This is a genomic window from Chitinophaga flava (assembly GCF_003308995.1).
Classification (GTDB): Bacteria; Bacteroidota; Bacteroidia; order Chitinophagales; family Chitinophagaceae; genus Chitinophaga; species Chitinophaga flava.
On sequence record NZ_QFFJ01000001.1, the window covers coordinates 3,012,137 to 3,030,049 of the forward strand.

The window sequence follows — 17,913 nt, forward strand, 5'->3', positions numbered from 1 at the left end:
GGGAATTTAGTTATTTATCGAAAAACCTCAAAATGAATCAGGCTTCCAGTTACAGTGAACGACTGTAACATGGAAGCCTGAAATATGATGGTATGAAGGATTTGTTTAATAACAAATTCCCTGAATACGTTATTCTTCTGTTTTCTTCTTACGAGGCTTAGCCACTTTTTTTGGTTCTTCACCTTCAGCAGCAGGAGCGTCTTCTTTTTTAGCTTTTGCTTTTTTAGGTGCTTTTTCTTCTGCGCCTTCTTCAGCAGCCGCTTTTTTAGCACGGGGCTTTTTTGGCTTTTCTTCTGCGCCTTCTTCAGCAGCAGGTTCAGCAGCTTTTTTCTTTTTGGCAGGAGCAGGAGCACCTTCGGCTTCAGCTTCTACTATCGCTTCTTCACCATCGGCCAGGATTTCCTCAAATTTCAGCAGATCATTTGCTTTGAGGATACCAAACCATTTCACCATTTTCTTCATATCGCTCACATATACCCTTTCTTCATCGAATTCAGGATATACATTCTTGAAATAAGCTTTGATAGCATTGTTGTCGGCTTTGCCGTCAATCAGCGGAAATTCTGCTGATTTTTCATCCATGGCTTTGAATACTTCAGCCAGGTTTACATTTTCACCTATAGTGAAAACTTCAATACTTTCCAGTGGAGTAAAATTATGCACGCGGGAAGATACAAACTTTGTACTTTTATCTTCCAGTGACCTAACGATGGCGCCATCTTGTTTACTGGCCATTAACTGAAACAAACCGCCCAATCCGGTTACTGCAACAATTTCTCTGTACTGCATGTTCAAATTTTTAGGAAGCGCAAATATAAATAATTATAATAGATTGCCCGCTGACAAATTTTCACGTGGAAAATGCCGTTAGCAGAGGGCTGGCATCAATTCAACTTTCGTGCCATGACCAGGGACTGTCTCCAGCGTTTAACCTGGCCTTTGAGGTCAAATATTTCAATTAAAAATATATAAACACCTGGCGGCAAAAGTACTTTATTTTCTTCAAATCCATCCCAGTAGAAACATCCTTTATTTCCGAGTGTGGTATTACGGACCAAATAGCGAACGGGACGGCCGGCAGCATTAAAAATGGTGACATTGCCCACCCATCCGGAACCCGGTAGTTCAAAACAGAGGGTAGCGCGGCCTTCGGGGCCGGGACTGTCCGGTGAAAATACGGCTGGCCCGAGGGTCACCGTAGTGGGAGTACCATCTGCCAACTGACGGGAGCCTGTATAACCCGGGGTGGCGTAACCATCGCTGGCAGCCACCGATTGCCAGTTATCCGCCAGCGTTGCAGGCCGGTTGTAGTCCAGCCGTTCCAGAGACACGCCCTTCAGCTGGGCCGACAGAGGAAAATGCCACGAAGACATATAACGCACGGCGTCTATCACCAGGCTGTCGCGGCGCAACAACTGCAATCCGCCTTCCTCCCTGGGCAGCTGCGGCAGGCTGCTGACCTCCTGGATATTTTCGGGGAGGCGGCAGGTATAATAATAACAAAGCCGGTCGGCGACGGTTGTAATAGCCAGAAAATTTCCCGGCATCAGCAGCCGGGGGCCGCTACATACCTTCTTCCAGGGCCCCTGCCGGCCATCTGCCTTTCTGGCGCAAAGAAAAACCGTCTGCAGATCAATGGCCTTACGGCTACGGTTGTACAGCTCTATAAACTCCGGTGTACCATCAGGCGGATACAACAACAGCTCACTGATTACCAGGTCCATCGTATCCGGCAGCTGAGGCCGTGCAAAAGAGAGGGTATTCTTCAGCCGGCTTTCCTTTCCCTGACAGTCCGTAACACCGGTGACGATGACTGTTCCTGAATCTATTGACGTGGATAGTTGCAGGGATACAATGTTAAACAACGGGGGCAGTACTGTCACGGCAGTAACTGTGCCCCGGCTTATCCTGTATTTGTCTGCTACCGCCGCTTTCAGGCTGTCCAGCGTTTTACTGAAGTGCAGGAGCAGGTGCAGGCTGTCGGGCATCTCTGCAAAATAAAGGTCAGGGAAGGTATCATCCGTTACAGTGCGGGCAGCCGCATTATATTGCCCTGGTGTCCCTCCGGCAGCGGCGGAGGAAGCCGCCCAGTTAATTTTACTGCCGCAGGGCAGGGATGGGTCCAGCATTTCGAGGCTACGCCCTCCTTTGGGCACGGTGGCACCATACCACGACGGGGTGTAGGAGATGGCATGCACTACCTGTCTGTTGTTATTATACAGCACGATCAGTCCTGTATCGTCCGGCAGCGAAGGAAATTTGGGCACCGCCAGCACCCTGGCAGCACGGAAGCTGTCTGCTGCTGCCGGCGCACATAATACCAGCAAACTGTCCGGAGGCAGTAAACAGGCCGGCAGCAAAGCTTCCCGCTTATTGACCGCTAATATCCAGTTCTGCAACTGTACCGGCCGGCTACTCCTGTTCCGCAGTTCCACGTATTCAAAAGGAGGTAAACCAGCTACAGGAGCAGGCTTCAGCATCATTTCGTGGATTACCACATCATACAGTGCAGGGGTAGTAGTATCCGTTGCAGACAGGGTGACCTGCCCTAGCAGGCTTATACAAACAATGGGTATCAACATATTGTGAACTTTTTTCGGGTTATGCTCAAAATAAGTGTAATCTCCCGGCAGTATGTTAATACCTTCTTAACAGGAATAAAATACTTTGCATTGTTATGAAAAGCGCGGGGTATATATTAATTTTGGGGTCCACATTTTAAAATGTAAAACAAAATGAAAGTTGCCGTAGTAGGAGCGACCGGACTGGTAGGCTCAAAAATGTTACAAGTGCTGACAGAGCGGAATTTCCCTGTCACTGAATTGATTCCCGTGGCTTCTGAGAAGTCCGTTGGTAAGGAAGTAACATTTAAGGGTAAGACCTGGAAGGTGGTGAGCGCTGATACGGCTATTTCCATGAAGCCCAATGTGGCTATTTTCTCTGCCGGCGGTAGCACCTCCCTGGAATGGGCCCCTAAATTTGCGGCAGCTGGTATTACCGTGATCGACAACTCCAGCGCCTGGAGAATGGACCCATCCAAAAAACTGGTGGTACCGGAAGTAAACGGTGATGCACTGACCCAGGAAGACAAGATCATTGCGAATCCTAACTGCTCTACCATACAAATGGTACTGGTGCTGAAACCACTGCACGAAAAATATAAAATCAAAAGGGTGGTAGTATCTACCTACCAGTCTGTAACCGGTACCGGTGTAAAGGCGGTAACCCAGCTGATGAATGAAAGACAGGGTATCAGTGGCGAAATGGCTTATGCATATCCTATAGATCTGAATGTGATCCCGCAGATTGATGTGTTTCTCGACAACGGATATACGAAAGAAGAGATGAAAATGGTGAACGAGACCAAAAAAATCATGCGTGACGATACTATCAGAGTAACTGCAACGACTGTACGTATACCGGTAATGGGCGGCCATAGCGAATCAGTGAACATTGAGTTTGAAAACGAATACGATGTAAGCGAGATCCGGACCCTGCTTTCCCAGACACCGGGCATAATCGTAGTAGACGACCCGTCTAAGGCACAATATCCAATGCCTAAAGACGCCCATGATAAAGATGAAGTATTTGTAGGCCGTATCCGCCGCGACGAAACACAACCTAAAACAGTGAACATGTGGATCGTGGCAGACAACCTTCGCAAGGGAGCTGCAACAAATGCGGTTCAAATTGCGGAATTTTTGCAAGAGAAGAACTGGCTGTAATCATACTGTCGTGCTATGTAATTTAGTGGCGTAATTCCCCCCTGAACGTAGCACTCGTGTATGAATACACGAAAACATATCTATAACTCATTAAAAGCAAGCGTGTTAGCGCTTGCTTTTTTTTGAACATTTCACAATTGCATAACACGGAAAGTGTAAAAATTACACGGAAGTAGTATTGATTTGTGGCTTATAAAATCCAATTTTGATAACATAATCCTATGCCAACTAAGCTTTTGCGAAAAGAGTAGTCCAATTTTAGAGAGATGCCGGATATTATCGTTATTTTCTAATCAGAAAACACCCTTTAAGTCCTATGAAAACCAACACCAATCGTGAGCTTTTGTTAATGCACAAGTTTACCGAAGAGTGGAGCACCAATTTTTCCTCTCAGGTATCACGCATCATGAACATCGTTGACCAGCAGGATACTCTGGATGGAATAATTCCTATCATTGAGGTGGCAAATGTTTATAATCAGCGTTTTGCCCATGCACGAACAGACAAGGAGAATCTGCTGAAGAACCGCAAAGCGCGTCCGTTCGAATTTCTTATTCACAAAAATTAGATGGAAAATTTTTGATTTTCGATTTCTTGATTTGGGAATTGACAAACATCACTAAATCAAAAAATCGAAAATCAAAAAAGGGGACTTAGTCCATTGCACGGTTTATGAACTGTATAAGGGGCTGCATGAGCGCGAATGTCTTCAGTATTTCCCGTACGAGAGACGGCTGTACGCATGTTTCATCAGAGATGGGATGCGTGACAATAAGGCTTTTCAATTTCAGGTAGGCAATAGCGGGATTATCAGGCTGATAGCCCTGCGGAACGGTTTTGAGTGCATCTCCTTCCACCTTCCCGAAATGTTTGATAAAGCTTTTGTTGGAGATAATACTTTCAAATTCTTCGAAGTTGTAGTCTATCTCCTGCCGCACTTTTTTCAATTCGGGAGCAGCTGGCATCCATAGCCCGCCGCCGGCGAAACTGTTGCCTCCCGGTTCCAGGTGGAAGTAATATCCCGCCAACAGCGATTTTTTACCACCCGCCTGAAATGAAGCGGCCAGATTTATTTTGTAAGGCGTCTTGTCTTTGGAGAATCTAACGTCTTTGTATATACGAAAAACGCAATCCTTGAGCTGCAACCCAGCCAAGGTAGTATCCTGCTTAGCCATACCATCTATCAGCTGCTGTACCATGCTTTCAAAATCGGTTTTGGCCGCCAGGTAATTGTCCCGGTGCTCATCAAACCATACCTTGTTATTGTTCAGTTTCAGTGATTTCAGAAACTTCAACGTGGAAGGCTGTAACATCATTTTAAATTTTTATAGCAAGATAATACACAAGCGCTTATGATGTAAGCACCTGCCTTGAAATTAACAGGGTGGATGATAAAAAACCATCCCAGAGGATGGTTTCTGCATGAGGGTTTCCGGGTTCTTATTCTTTCCTGAATACGCGCCAGATTTTGGTTTCAAAAATGATATACGGCGGCTAACAATACATTGGACGTTATATTATAAGGAGCTCCGCCAGACTTGTGAAAAATATCTGCAGAAGCTTTATCGATTCTGAACTCCGGAATAATCGTCAGGTTTCCTGCCTTATAATTAAACGACAGCGTACCAGCCACTACATTACCGCCATCTGGTACAGCACCAAATACTTTCACCCCGTCCTTATCACTGAAATATTCTCCGCGCAGCGTAAGACCCAGCTTATCCGTAAAATCACAATTCACATACAAGGCGGAGCCCCACCAGTTGGCATTCCTACGGCTTTCTTTAGGCGTCCGGGTATCCAGGTAGGTGCTGTAGGTACCGTTGTAACCCAGTCCCAGTACCTTATTCACCTGATAGGTGGCCACTACATCCACCTGATGGTTTTGTATGCCGAAGGTATCTTTTCCCTCCAGGTAGTTGAGGTAAAGTTTAATGGGTGTTTCTGCCGGAGCAAAGCCCAGCTGTGCCCCTATATATTTATGACTGTTTAAGGTGACAGATTTAAGATCGGTAGGATTAAACACGCCTACCATCGCGCTCAGCGATGAGCTGAGGGTAATATCAGCTTTGATGCCGGTATGGAAAAACGGACCGTAGCTGAACATATAACTCATACTGTAGTTCCTGTTCAGGTAAGCATCTACCAGTTCGTATCCCACATGGGTGGCATAACTACCGAGACTCAATTTTATTTTTTCTGTAAGCAGATAAGAAACATACAGCTGTTTGATAGCCATCGACAATCCATTTGACGGAGAAGGTGGTTCATTATAGGAGAATTCTCCCGCTCTTTTTCCAAAGCCGAGGTCGGCCACTATGCTACCTTTTTTGAAACCATGCTCTACTTTCAGCGATACCATTCCCAGTTCAAAGGAGTTGTGCGAATTGGTGAAGCTGGTTTTGTTATCTGTATTATTGCCGTTCAGGTTGTATTTATAATAGACGTCAGCGGAACCTGAGATTTTAAGTGCCGGCGCGGGCAGGGAGTCAGTGGATTGTGACCAGGCAACCAGGTTACTGCCCATCAGCAATAAGGTCGTTAGCATTCGTTTCATGTACTTATAGTTTGGTTGATAAATGGTAAGTAATGATGCGGCCTTCTCCTGCGTATTGTTTTGGGGGATGCGTGCGTGTCTGTGCTACATAGAAGGAACGGGTAATCAATAAAAGAAGTTCAGCAGTGGGTTTTTCAACAGCCAGCTGTTTTTATATGATTACCCCATTCCAGATCTTTCAAACGGTAACGTATATACGTTTTAATAAAATTGATAAAGGTCAGAATCAAACTCAAAGAACTTGCTTTCACGGAGGGTCATGACGGGCGGTACTTTTCAGGAGTGCACCAGTTCTTCTTCCTTGAGTGTACCGTTGTCAGTAACACTCATCATCGCAGGATGATAGTGTTCGTTGTGTTGTGTAACATCGAGGCCCAGTGCTTCTTCATCTTCGGATACACGCAGCGGATGGATCAGGTTGATCAGTTTGAAGATAGCAACAGACATGATAAAGCTGTAACCAACGACCAGCAGTAATCCCAGCACCTGATTTTTGAAGAGGTCGAAATTGCCGTATAACCAGCCATTGTTACCGCCTTCATTGATTGCTTTGGTAGCGAAGATGCCGGTGAGCAACATACCTACCATACCACCCAGGCCATGGCAGGGGAATACGTCCAGTGTATCGTCGAGGCTGGTTTTAGATTTCCAGTGAACGGCCATATTGGAAATGATCGCGGCGATAAAACCGATGAATATACTTTGCGGGATAGCAACATAACCGGCAGCAGGCGTGATGGCCACCAGCCCTACCACAGCGCCTATACAGAAACCGAGTGCAGATGGTTTTCTGCCACGGATCACGTCAAAGAACACCCATGACAGGCCTGCAGCAGCAGTGGCGGTATTGGTAGTAGCAAAGGCAGTAGCAGCCAGTGCATTGGCGCCCAGGGCAGAACCAGCGTTAAAACCGAACCAGCCGAACCACAGCAAACCGGTTCCTAATAATACAAAGGGGATATTGGCTGGTTGCAGTTCTTTCTTTTCGATATGGTCTTTCCGGCGTTTAAGCACCAGCGCACCTGCCAGTGCCGCACAACCGGCAGAGATATGCACTACGGTACCACCGGCAAAGTCGAGTACACCGAGTTTAAACAATATACCGTCCGGATGCCATGTCCAGTGTGCGATTGGCGCATATACGAGTATGCTGAACAGGACCATGAACAACACATAGGAAGTAAAACGGATCCTTTCCGCTACAGCACCTACCACCAGCGCAGGCGTGATGATGGCAAACTTCATCTGAAAGAGTGCAAACAACAACAACGGAATAGTAGGAGCCAGGCTCCAGGGGGCACCTGATCCAACATTGCGGAACATAAAATAGGAGGAGGGGTCACCAATAATGCCATGATACGATTTTCCAAATGCCAGACTAAAACCAACTACCACCCATACAATGCTGATCAGACCAGTAGCTATAAAGCTTTGCATCATAGTGGAAATAACGTTCTTCCGGTTTACCATCCCGCCATAAAAGAAAGACAGTCCCGGTGTCATTAAAAATACCAGAGAAGATGCTACCAGAATCCAGGCGATATCAGCCGTATTATATTTACTAACATCTGAAAAGTTGGGGACAGCTGGAATAAAAATTCCAATTATTGCCACTATCGCCAAAAAAATAAAGGGGAGATAGTCTTGGAATGAATTTTTCTTCATAGCATTTGATTTTTAAATTTCTTAAATAAAAGTAGAAGTGAAATTTAAAACATCAAATAGAATGACTAAAAAATAGAAAAATTTGAATTAAGACAGTAAAAATTAGGATTGCATCAATTAAATTATAAATATTAATAATATTAATTATTATTTAGGGTTGCTAAACAAAAGCATTACAATCGAAAATTTAAATACAAATCAATAATTATCAATCAATTATAGACAATAAAAAAGCAGTTGAGATTTATTTAAAAAAAATCGGTTAACATCCTACTGTAATTCTACCAAACTACTTTCAATATATTGCCTAGCAAACAATTACATATTTATAATATAACATTGTGAAATCAAATTCACAATGTTATATTATAAATAATTACATGTGATATTTTAGAAGGAAGAGATCATTATTGTTTCATTTCCTGCAACTCCCGCTCCATCGCAAACATCTGATCGCGTAAACGGGCCGCTTCCATAAAGTCAAGATCCTTCGCCGCCTTTTCCATATCTCTCTTGACTTTCGAAATCGCCTTTTCCATCTGCGGAATCGTTTTCGCCGCAGCGGTGGTTTCCTTAGCCACCTGCATCGCATCTTCAGCCACCAACGTCACTTCATCATGCACAGCATAAGGCGAGGATTCGTCGAAATGTTTGATTTCCAATACAGAAGTCTGACCCAGGATCTGCTCTTTGCTCTTGCGCACAGTACGGGGCGTAATGTTATGTTCCAGGTTAAATGCCTGCTGCTTCTCACGGCGACGATCCGTTTCATCGATCGTACGCTGCATACTGTCAGTAATATGGTCTGCATAAAAGATCACCAGCCCGTCTACGTTACGCGCGGCGCGTCCCGCTGTCTGTGTCAAAGACCTTTCATCACGCAGGAACCCCTCTTTATCTGCATCCAGAATAGCCACCAGCGACACTTCCGGCAGATCAAGTCCTTCCCTCAGCAGGTTCACACCCACCAACACATCTATATTACCCAGACGCAGGTCTCTCAATATCTCAATACGCTCCAGGGTATCCACTTCCGAGTGGATGTACCGCGACTTGATATTAATCCTGCCCAGGTATTTGTCCATCTCTTCCGCCATACGTTTGGTCAGTGTAGTTACCAGCACACGGTCACCTTTCTGTACCCGCTTGTCAATCTCGTCCAGCAGATCATCTACCTGGTTCACGCTGGGTCTTACCTCAATAGGCGGCTCCAGCAAACCGGTAGGACGTACCACCTGCTCCACCACAACACCTTCCGTTTTCTTCAATTCGTATTCACCAGGTGTAGCACTTACAAAGATGGCCTGATTCACCAGGTTTTCGAACTCATAGAAATTAAGCGGCCGGTTATCCAGCGCTGAAGGCAGCCTAAAGCCAAACTCTACCAGGTTGAGCTTACGGGAGCGGTCACCGCCATACATCCCACTGATCTGTGGTACAGTCACGTGGCTCTCATCAATCACCAGTAAAAAGTCTTTCGGGAAATAGTCCAGCAAACAGAAAGGACGGGTTCCAGGCTTACGCCTGTCCAGGAAACGGGAATAGTTCTCAATACCACTACAGTAGCCCAGTTCGCGGATCATCTCCACATCATAATTTACTCTTTCAGACAAACGCTGGGCTTCTATCAATTTACCATTAGCTTTGAAATACTCTACCTGAGCATGCAGCTCGTCCTGAATCTCGTAGATCACCTGCTGCAGAATATCTTTGGGCGCCAGATACAGGTTAGCCGGGAAAATGGCCGCATTCTCCATCGTACCGATCCGTTTTCCGTTCTGTACATCAAAACTTTCTATCTCCTCAATTTCATCTCCGAAGAAAGTAATCCGATAGCCATAATCCACATAGGGCAGATTGATGTCTACTGTATCACCCTGTACCCGGAAGTTGCCCCTGTTAAAGTCGCCGGTAGTACGGCTATAAAGTGAATTAACCAGTCCATGCAGGAAAGCATTGCGGCTGAAGGCCTGTCCACGTTGAATACGGATGATCCCGTTTTCATAATCGGTCGGGTTACCCATACCATAAATGCAGGACACGCTGGCCACCACGATGATGTCCCGGCGGCCGGAAAGCAGGTTGGAGGTGGCTTTCAAACGGAGTTTGTCCAGCTCTTCGTTGATGGCGAGATCTTTTTCTATGTATGTATCACTTACCGGCATGTATGCTTCAGGCTGGTAGTAATCATAATAGGAAACGAAATACTCTACCGCATTATCAGGAAAAAACTGTCGCAGTTCCCCGTACAACTGGGCTACCAGGGTTTTGTTATGGGTGAGTACCAGGGTAGGACGTTGTACATTCTGAATCACATTGGCTACTGTAAAGGTTTTACCAGAACCGGTCACCCCCAGCAGGGTTTGATATTGTTCACCTTCCTGTAATCCCAGGGTCAACTGTTTGATAGCTTCCGGCTGATCACCAGCAGGAGCATAAGGCGCTTGTATCTTAAATGGCATATTGAAACTTTCATTTGAGCAGTATGTAAAAATACTAAAGAACAGCGTGCTAAAGTGTTAAAAAAAGAGCTTTAATTTTGCCCCTTCAATCTTAACTGACTTATGAGAAAAAAGATCTTGACAGGGCTGCTCCTTTCCTTTTTACTGCCTTTAGCCAGCTTTGCCTGGGGGCCCAACGGACACCGCATTGTAGCGGAAATAGCCTGGCAGCACCTGACTCCACAGGCCCAAAAAGCCGTTGTCAGCATCCTGGGACGCCAAAGTATGCCGATGATCGCCAACTGGCCTGATTTTATCAAATCTGACACCACCCACCAGTACGATCATACCAGCAAATGGCATTACCTGGATTTCCCAGCCAATATTGACCGCGCTGAGTTCGACAAGCTGCTGAAGGAAGCCACCGGCGAAAACCTGTACACACAAACACAGGCAATGATCAGTGATTTGAAAAACAAGAAACTGGCAAAAGATAAGCAGGTCTTTGCCCTCAGTTTCCTGGTGCATATGATGGGAGACATGCACCAACCACTGCACGTAGGTCGTGATGAAGACATGGGCGGCAACAAAATCAACCTGATGTGGTTCGATAAAGCCTCCAATCTCCACCGTGTATGGGATGAGCAACTGATCGATTTTCAACAGCTTAGCTATACCGAATACAGCAAAGCCATTGATATCGCTTCTCCTGCCCGTGTAAAAGAACTGCAAAGCGGCACTATTGCCGACTGGATGTTTGAATCCCATGTACTGGCCGATAAAGTATATGGATACACTAAACCGGACTCCAAATTGAGCTACCGCTACAACTACGTTTTTGTAGACAACCTCAATGACCAACTGCTGAAAGGCGGCCTGAGACTGGCCACTGTGCTGAATGGCATTTTTAAATAATCATAGCTTAATATAAAAGCGAAGGCCGAAGCAAATATATTTGCTTCGGCCTTCGCTTTTATAACTCGTAGAATTGATCTACACCAGATCGATATCGAAGTTTACCAGCTGTACAAACTGTTCCAGACGGGTAGTGATTTCCTCATGTGTAACTTCTCTCAGGCGGGAAGTACCAAATTTTTCAACACAGAAAGAAGCCATTGCAGAACCAACGATGATTGCTGTTTTCATGTTCTCGAAAGACAGATCACGTGTTTTAGCCAGGTATCCAATGAAACCACCGGCAAATGTATCACCGGCACCGGTTGGGTCATATACTTCGTCCAGCGGCATGGCAGGAGCAAAGAATACGTGTTGTTCGTGGAACAGCAATGCTCCGTGTTCACCTTTTTTAATAATCAGGTAACGCGGACCCATGGTCATGATCTTTTTGGCTGCCTTTACCAGAGAGTATTCACCACTCAGCTGACGAGCTTCACTATCGTTCACCATCAGCACATCCACTTTTTTCAGCACTTTCAGCAGGTCATCCATGGCTACTTCCATCCAGAAGTTCATGGTGTCCATTACGATCAGCTTAGGCCTTACGGTAAACTGGTCCAGTACACTCATCTGAACCTGCGGAGTGAGGTTACCCAAGATCAGGAACTCACTACCCTGATAGCTCTCAGGAATAACCGGGCTAAAATCAGCCAGTACGTTCAGGTCTGTAACCAGTGAATCACGGGTGTTCATATCCATGTGGTACTTACCAGACCAGTAGAATGATTTTTCACCTTTTTTCACCTGTACACCTTCCAATGCTACTCCTTTGGTAGAGAGTGCATCCAGTTCTGTCTGGGGGAAGTCTTCACCTACCACAGATACCTGGTTGATAGGGTTCACGAAGTTAGAAGCTGCCCATGCGATAAAAGTGGCTGAACCACCAATGATTTTTCCTGATTTACCAAAGGGCGTTTCTATTTCATCGAACGCCATCGTACCTACGACTGTAAGAGACATGTTACTTTCCTGAAGTTTATTTGTTTAAAAATTTATTGCCAAACCAGGCAAAGGTAAGATCTTCCTCAGAAAGCGTAAAGCTAAATCTTCACTTGTTTCCATGTACCGCGGCGGAATAGCAGTATACCTGCCACCGCCATCATGGACTCAGAAATGGCCATAGCCCAGAATACGCCCTGGGGGCCCCAGTTGAGCCATATTGCCAGCGAATAGGCCAGCGGCATCTGAAACATCCACAGGGCCACCAGATTAATCAGGGTAGGGGTACGGGTATCACCTGCACCATTGAAAGACTGGGTAATCACCATCCCATAGGCAAAAAATACATATCCAAGGCTCATCAGCCGCAGACATTGTACACCGTAGCGAACCACTTCGTCCTGGAAGGTAAACAGCTGTATCACCGCAGGCGCCGCAATCAAAAAGGCCAAACCTACTGCCCCCAGAAATATCACGTTCAGGAAAGCAGCTCTCCATACAGATTTTTCAGCTCTATCCGGCTGTCCGGCACCCAGGTTTTGACCTACCAGCGCAGCAGCAGCATTGGCCATACCCCATGCAGGCAATATCGTAAATATCACCACCCTGATGGCAATGGTATATCCTGCCACCGCATCTTTCCCGAAAAAGGAAATAATCCTTACCAGAAAAATCCAGCTGGCAGAGGATATCAACATCTGAGCAGTACTACCTGTCGCCAGCTTCAGCAACGATACAATGATCTTCCAAACTGGTGAGAGGTGTTGTTTTGTAATCTTTATCAGATCATTACCACGTATCAGGTGATATATCTGATAACAAACACCGGTGCCCCTACCAATAAAAGTAGCCAGTGCAGCCCCTTTCAGACCCATCGCCGGTATAGGGCCCCAGCCTCTGATCAGTAAAGGACACAACAAAATATTCAATCCGTTAGCAATCCATAGTGAACGCATCGCCAGTGCAGCATCACCTGCTCCGCGGAAAATACCATTGATTAGAAACAATAAAACAATCACCACATTACCTGCCAGTAATATTTTCGTATATACGTAACCGTATTCAACCACTTCTTTGGAAGCTCCCATCAGCAATAAGATATCACGGGCAAAAAATACACCTACTATACCAATCAGCACAGACATCGCAACAGCAATATACAGTGCCTGCATAGCAGCATGGGCCGCCTCTGCGGCGTTCTTTTCACCGGTACGCCTGGCCACTACAGCAGTAGCTGCCATACCCAGACCCATCGCACAGGTATATACCAATGTAAGCACCGATTCTGTAAGTCCTACCGTAGTAATAGCATTAACGCCCAGATGGCTTACAAAAAAAATATCCACAACTGCAAACAGCGACTCCATGGCCATCTCCAGCACCATAGGAATCGCCAGCAGAAAAATAGCGCGGTTGATACCACCAGTAGTAAATTCCTTTTCTGTTCCGGCAACAGCTGTCCGGAACAGCGCAAAAAAATTAACAGCACGTAACTGTGCCTGTTTAAAGAATGACATAGTCGATAAGATTAAGCATGAGAAGATAAGCCCGCAGTGTGGCAGGGGATTTGTCTCGGGGGAAAAGTAACTGTCGGAAGTACCGCAGTCGGATTAGTCTTTCATATACGCTACAATTTATACATCATGCTGATGCAAGATAAAATTAGGCGTTTTTTTTCAAATATTTCTTACGGTTATTGTAACATTTAAAGTTACTCCACGTTTAATCTCACGGTAAGGCGCCGATACCTATAAGGAAACCAAATTCAAACTTATCTAAATTAAACTTTCGTAAAAAGACATCATGCTTATGCTACATCAACATGCTCTCAAAGCGGGAGCTATAGCCCTTGCTGTACTTGGACTGGCCATTACTGCCTGCAACAAAGACAATGACGACCCCATTCAGTTGCCACCTCCGCGTGCCAAGAGCTTCAAATTGCTAGGCACCGGTACCGATGCAGCCCGGCAAACAGGTGAGTTAACTGTAACTGAAAACACCGACAGCTCTATTAACGTCGTACTTGTACTGGGTAAAAACAAAAAAGACACTGTACATCAGGTATACTTTATTGGTGGTAACAAAACATCACCTACTACTGATACATTACAAACCAAAGAAGCAAAAGGTACAGGCGGCATAGTGATCGTAGAACTGTTCAAAAACGTAAAGAAAATAACCTTACGTCAGGCAGCCGGCGCTACCAAGGAAATCGGCTTCAAATATGATGATGCCGTAGCTTATGCTGCCCACCTGAAAGTAAAGCATAGTGCCTTCTCAGCTGACACCGTTGCTATTGGCAATTTTGGTAAGGCTGCTAACTAATGCCATTAAAACTGTTCTGAATGGTATAGTGCGGAAAAGAAATAGCCGGCACAGTGGCCGGCTATTTTCCTGTTTTTTGTTAGGATATGGAAGTAATGCAGAACAGATTCCGCATACTTGGTTTATTGCGATGATTGATTTTCTCCTGTACCATCCGTCAGGACAGGCATCTGCTTGCGTAATACTTTAAACTCTGTTCTTCTGTTCTGCTGACGACCATCAGGATTATCCTTATGGTTGGGCAAGGAGTTAGGTGCAACAGGGCGGGTTTTACCGTATCCTTTTGCGATCAGACGCTGAGAAGTAATGCCCTTGCTGATCAGATAATTAACACAGGATTGTGCACGTGCCTGAGATAATTTCATATTGGCCTTATCTGTGCCGACACTATCCGTGTGCGCACTCATTTCGATGATCAATTTGGGGTTATCAACCAGCATCTCTACCACGGTGTCCAGTACAATTCTGGACTCCGGGCGCAGCGTGGACTTACCAAAATCATAGTAGATATTATTCAACACAATTGGTTTTTCTACTTCATAATGCTTGAGGCAAAGCGTAGGGTTATCCAGTGAGTCAACTCTGTTCAATTCTTCAGAGTTGAAGTAGAGGCTTTTGGTGAAGTAGTTATCTTTTGCAGCTACTATTTTATAGAAACGCTGGGGATCTATTTCGAAGCTGTAACGGCCGGAGCCATCAAGTTTAATGGTACGGACAGTCTTTTGTCTTACAGTATCCAGCAGCGTGATAGTAGCGCCTTCCAGCGGCCTATGGGTATCGCAATCCAGAATCACACCACTGGCTACTTTCCGGATTCTTTTGATGGAAAATACTTCCAGACAGCAAACGGATTCACGGTCAGAGCTGATAAATCCTTCTGCAAAGGGATGGGTATTATCTATAGCAGAATAATAGATATCATCTTTGGGTGAGTTGAGGGGTTTTCCCATATTTACCGGAGCAGACCAGGAGCCAAAATCACCTTCACTCTGGAAGAAGTCCAGACCACCAAGGCCCACCCGACCATCAGAGCTGAAGATAAGGAGGTTTTTCTCAGCATCGTAGAAGGGTGCCTGCTCTTCATCTTTGGTATTGATGGCGGTGCCCATATTACGGGCATTACCAGGGGTATTGCTGTTCATCACGCAGTACCAGATATCGTATTTGCCCATACCTCCGGGTCTGTTGGAGGCAAACAGCAGGTATTTCCCATCGGCGGTAATATAAGGCTGCATGGAGTTGTAGCCTTCTGCATTTATATTGCTGCCCATTTTTTGTGGTTCCGACCAAACACCGTTTTCTTTTGTACTGAGGTAGATAGCAGACTGTTTAACACCATCCTTTATCGTCCAGCGGGTCATATAAAGGGAGTTACCATCCGGGGAGATGGAAGAAACGCCCTGATCATATCCTTTGGTGGCAGGTATCTTCAGTTTCTGGCTGGCTTCAAAGGCACTACCGTTGCCATTGGCCGTGTAGAGATCATTTACATAAGGCGTACCTCTTCTGTCTTTGGGCTTTTTATCCGCTTCTTTTACGGTAACACCTGGCAGTGAAGGTGCATCCGAACGGGAAGAAGTAAACATCAGTGTGTTCTGATCTATCACTACCGGCGCATAGTTGGCACCACCTTCATTCACTGTGCCTGAAACTTTTGTTATCGTGTATCTTGGTTGTTTGGATGCCTCACTTAAAGCAAACTCGCAGGAAGATATCTCCAACGGCACGCGGGTAGACAGTTCATCTGCTACTGTATAATTCTTTTTAAAATCGTTTAACTGCGTCAATGCTTCATCATATTTACCATTGGCACGCAGGCATACGCCATACCAGAATTTAGCCTGTATATACAGCGGGTTATTAAACCCTACTACCTGAGAATACCAGGTTTCTGCATTGCCGTAGTCGTGGTACAACCGGTATGACTCGGCCAGCCTCGCCACCACCTGTTGATAATCCTTGAATTTACCACTCGGAGGAGCTGCGTTGGCAACGGCATAAGGTAATATCTGCTCTGGTTTTACTTTAAACGTGCCCAGTGCCTTGTTATAATACTGTGCTGCCGAATAAAAATCCTTAGCACTGTAATAAACATCTGCCGTGTGTTTGAAATCGATTACATACTGAGCTTGTATCGAATTAATCAGCCCTGCAAAAATTACCAGTGCAAGAAGCGTAATTTTTTTCATGAAGATTCTAATTCTAAATATCTGGAAGAAATAATGTATCCACTGTATTAAATATCCACTTCCCACTTATGTGTGCAACAGTCTGTTATAATCTGGGGCAAATGAAGTATTCTTCATTGAGTACCCTTCTTTTTCTGCTGATAAAGGACAGAGACAATTCAAAGCTCTGGCTGCCATTTACGAGGCGGCGCATGTTTGAAGTGTTGGCATCATAACTGAGGCCAAGGACAAAACCTTTAAAATGAAAGCCGGCAAAAGGTATTACGGCATCATTAAAGCGGTAGTTACCACCTACCAGGAAATCAACATCAGGATTTACCAGCAGCTGTGCGTACATGCCAGCCACTACTTCCTGTGCATTTCCCTGACGCATAAATAATCCGGTAGGGGTAAGGCTTAAAACCTCATTGACTTTTATTTTAGTACCACCATGAAACAGGTAACGTACCGGCATTGTCTTTGATTCACCGCTACCGGAGAAGGGGTCTTTGGGAGCAGTCAGGTGGGCGGCGGCAAAACCTACAAAAGGATTGAACGTATGATTGGGGTTTCCGTCGAAGAACATGGCGCCGGCACCAGCATCAAATACGGTAGAAGAAGTTGTTGTTACATTTTCTCCGTTGGCGATACTGGGATCAAAACCAATGGTCGGTTTATACTGACTGCCAGTCTGGAACTTGGTAGGATCTACTCTGCGGCTGATAATACCACCCTGAAGACCAAAAACAAGCTGACTGGTTTTGGTTTGTCCAAACCTAACACCGGTGTAAGACACACTGGCCATAGCGTTGAAATAGTTGTACCCTGCATCCCCGGCCGCCATATTGATCATATTAAAACCTACCCCAATATTTTTATCGGTGGCGGCATCCACAGAAACGCCCGCGGTAGAAAAAGGTTTTCCATAATTAGCCCACTGATTGCGGTAATTTCCGCTGATCCGGTAGTCCCCGTCTATAATGCCTGTCAATGCTGGGTTTAACCAAAGCGGATAAGCATAATACTGGGAAAAGTGCGGGTCTACCTGGGCAACTGAATACCTTGGCAGCAAACTGCTCCACAAAAGTATTGCAACAATAAAGATCCTTTTCATAGGAACATTTTTTACTTGTTCA

At 45.5% G+C, this 17,913-nt stretch carries 14 protein-coding genes; 4 read left to right on the plus strand and 10 right to left on the minus strand.

Annotated features, from left to right (window positions below):
* Positions 1 to 129: 129 nt before the first annotated feature.
* Both DF182_RS12070 and DF182_RS12075 read right to left on the minus strand, forming a co-directional pair.
* A complete protein-coding gene (locus DF182_RS12070) occupies positions 130 to 789 on the minus strand; it encodes a DUF5606 family protein (RefSeq protein WP_113615868.1) in 660 nt (219 codons plus the stop codon).
* 95 nt (positions 790 to 884) lie between these two features.
* Positions 885 to 2,582 (minus strand): lamin tail domain-containing protein, encoded by a 1,698-nt coding sequence (locus DF182_RS12075; RefSeq protein WP_113615869.1) that lies wholly within the window; start codon positions 2,580 to 2,582, stop codon positions 885 to 887.
* Positions 2,583 to 2,735: 153 nt separating this feature from the next.
* Between DF182_RS12075 and DF182_RS12080 the strand changes: the two genes are divergently transcribed.
* Both DF182_RS12080 and DF182_RS12085 read left to right on the plus strand, forming a co-directional pair.
* Complete coding sequence (locus DF182_RS12080) at positions 2,736 to 3,725, plus strand: aspartate-semialdehyde dehydrogenase (protein WP_113615870.1); 990 nt, start codon at positions 2,736 to 2,738, stop codon at positions 3,723 to 3,725.
* Between the two features lie 316 nt (positions 3,726 to 4,041).
* Positions 4,042 to 4,293: a hypothetical protein gene (locus DF182_RS12085; protein ID WP_079471700.1), complete on the plus strand. Its 252-nt coding sequence runs from the start codon at positions 4,042 to 4,044 to the stop codon at positions 4,291 to 4,293.
* An 85-nt stretch (positions 4,294 to 4,378) separates the two neighbouring features.
* Here DF182_RS12085 and DF182_RS12090 read toward each other — a convergent pair whose 3' ends face one another.
* The 4 genes from DF182_RS12090 to uvrB form a co-directional block, all read right to left on the minus strand.
* Entirely contained in the window at positions 4,379 to 5,041 is a 663-nt protein-coding gene (locus DF182_RS12090) for a DUF2461 domain-containing protein (RefSeq protein ID WP_245957421.1), read from the minus strand.
* A gap of 158 nt (positions 5,042 to 5,199) precedes the next feature.
* Complete coding sequence (locus DF182_RS12095) at positions 5,200 to 6,282, minus strand: porin (protein ID WP_113615872.1); 1,083 nt, start codon at positions 6,280 to 6,282, stop codon at positions 5,200 to 5,202.
* Between the two features lie 276 nt (positions 6,283 to 6,558).
* Positions 6,559 to 7,947: an ammonium transporter gene (locus DF182_RS12100; protein ID WP_113615873.1), complete on the minus strand. Its 1,389-nt coding sequence runs from the start codon at positions 7,945 to 7,947 to the stop codon at positions 6,559 to 6,561.
* A 407-nt stretch (positions 7,948 to 8,354) separates the two neighbouring features.
* Positions 8,355 to 10,409: an excinuclease ABC subunit UvrB gene (gene uvrB / locus DF182_RS12105; RefSeq protein WP_113615874.1), complete on the minus strand. Its 2,055-nt coding sequence runs from the start codon at positions 10,407 to 10,409 to the stop codon at positions 8,355 to 8,357.
* 102 nt (positions 10,410 to 10,511) lie between these two features.
* On the opposite strand from uvrB, the gene DF182_RS12110 reads away from it, so the two are divergent.
* Positions 10,512 to 11,303 carry a S1/P1 nuclease gene (locus DF182_RS12110; protein ID WP_113615875.1) on the plus strand — a complete coding sequence of 264 codons (792 nt, stop codon included), beginning with the start codon at positions 10,512 to 10,514 and terminating at the stop codon, positions 11,301 to 11,303.
* A 78-nt stretch (positions 11,304 to 11,381) separates the two neighbouring features.
* Here DF182_RS12110 and DF182_RS12115 read toward each other — a convergent pair whose 3' ends face one another.
* A complete protein-coding gene (locus DF182_RS12115; RefSeq protein WP_113615876.1) occupies positions 11,382 to 12,305 on the minus strand; it encodes a PfkB family carbohydrate kinase in 924 nt (307 codons plus the stop codon).
* Positions 12,306 to 12,385: 80 nt separating this feature from the next.
* Complete coding sequence (locus DF182_RS12120) at positions 12,386 to 13,801, minus strand: MATE family efflux transporter (protein WP_113615877.1); 1,416 nt, start codon at positions 13,799 to 13,801, stop codon at positions 12,386 to 12,388.
* A 292-nt stretch (positions 13,802 to 14,093) separates the two neighbouring features.
* Here DF182_RS12120 and DF182_RS12125 point away from each other — a divergent pair, with 292 nt between their 5' ends.
* Positions 14,094 to 14,609 carry a hypothetical protein gene (locus tag DF182_RS12125; RefSeq protein WP_147243421.1) on the plus strand — a complete coding sequence of 172 codons (516 nt, stop codon included), beginning with the start codon at positions 14,094 to 14,096 and terminating at the stop codon, positions 14,607 to 14,609.
* A 122-nt stretch (positions 14,610 to 14,731) separates the two neighbouring features.
* Here DF182_RS12125 and DF182_RS12130 read toward each other — a convergent pair whose 3' ends face one another.
* Both DF182_RS12130 and DF182_RS12135 read right to left on the minus strand, forming a co-directional pair.
* The gene (locus DF182_RS12130) at positions 14,732 to 16,798 is read right to left on the minus strand and encodes an OmpA family protein (RefSeq protein WP_113615879.1); all 2,067 of its coding nucleotides are present in this window, start codon (positions 16,796 to 16,798) and stop codon (positions 14,732 to 14,734) included.
* A gap of 85 nt (positions 16,799 to 16,883) precedes the next feature.
* Positions 16,884 to 17,891: a PorP/SprF family type IX secretion system membrane protein gene (locus tag DF182_RS12135; protein WP_113615880.1), complete on the minus strand. Its 1,008-nt coding sequence runs from the start codon at positions 17,889 to 17,891 to the stop codon at positions 16,884 to 16,886.
* Between the last annotated feature and the right edge of the window lie 22 nt (positions 17,892 to 17,913).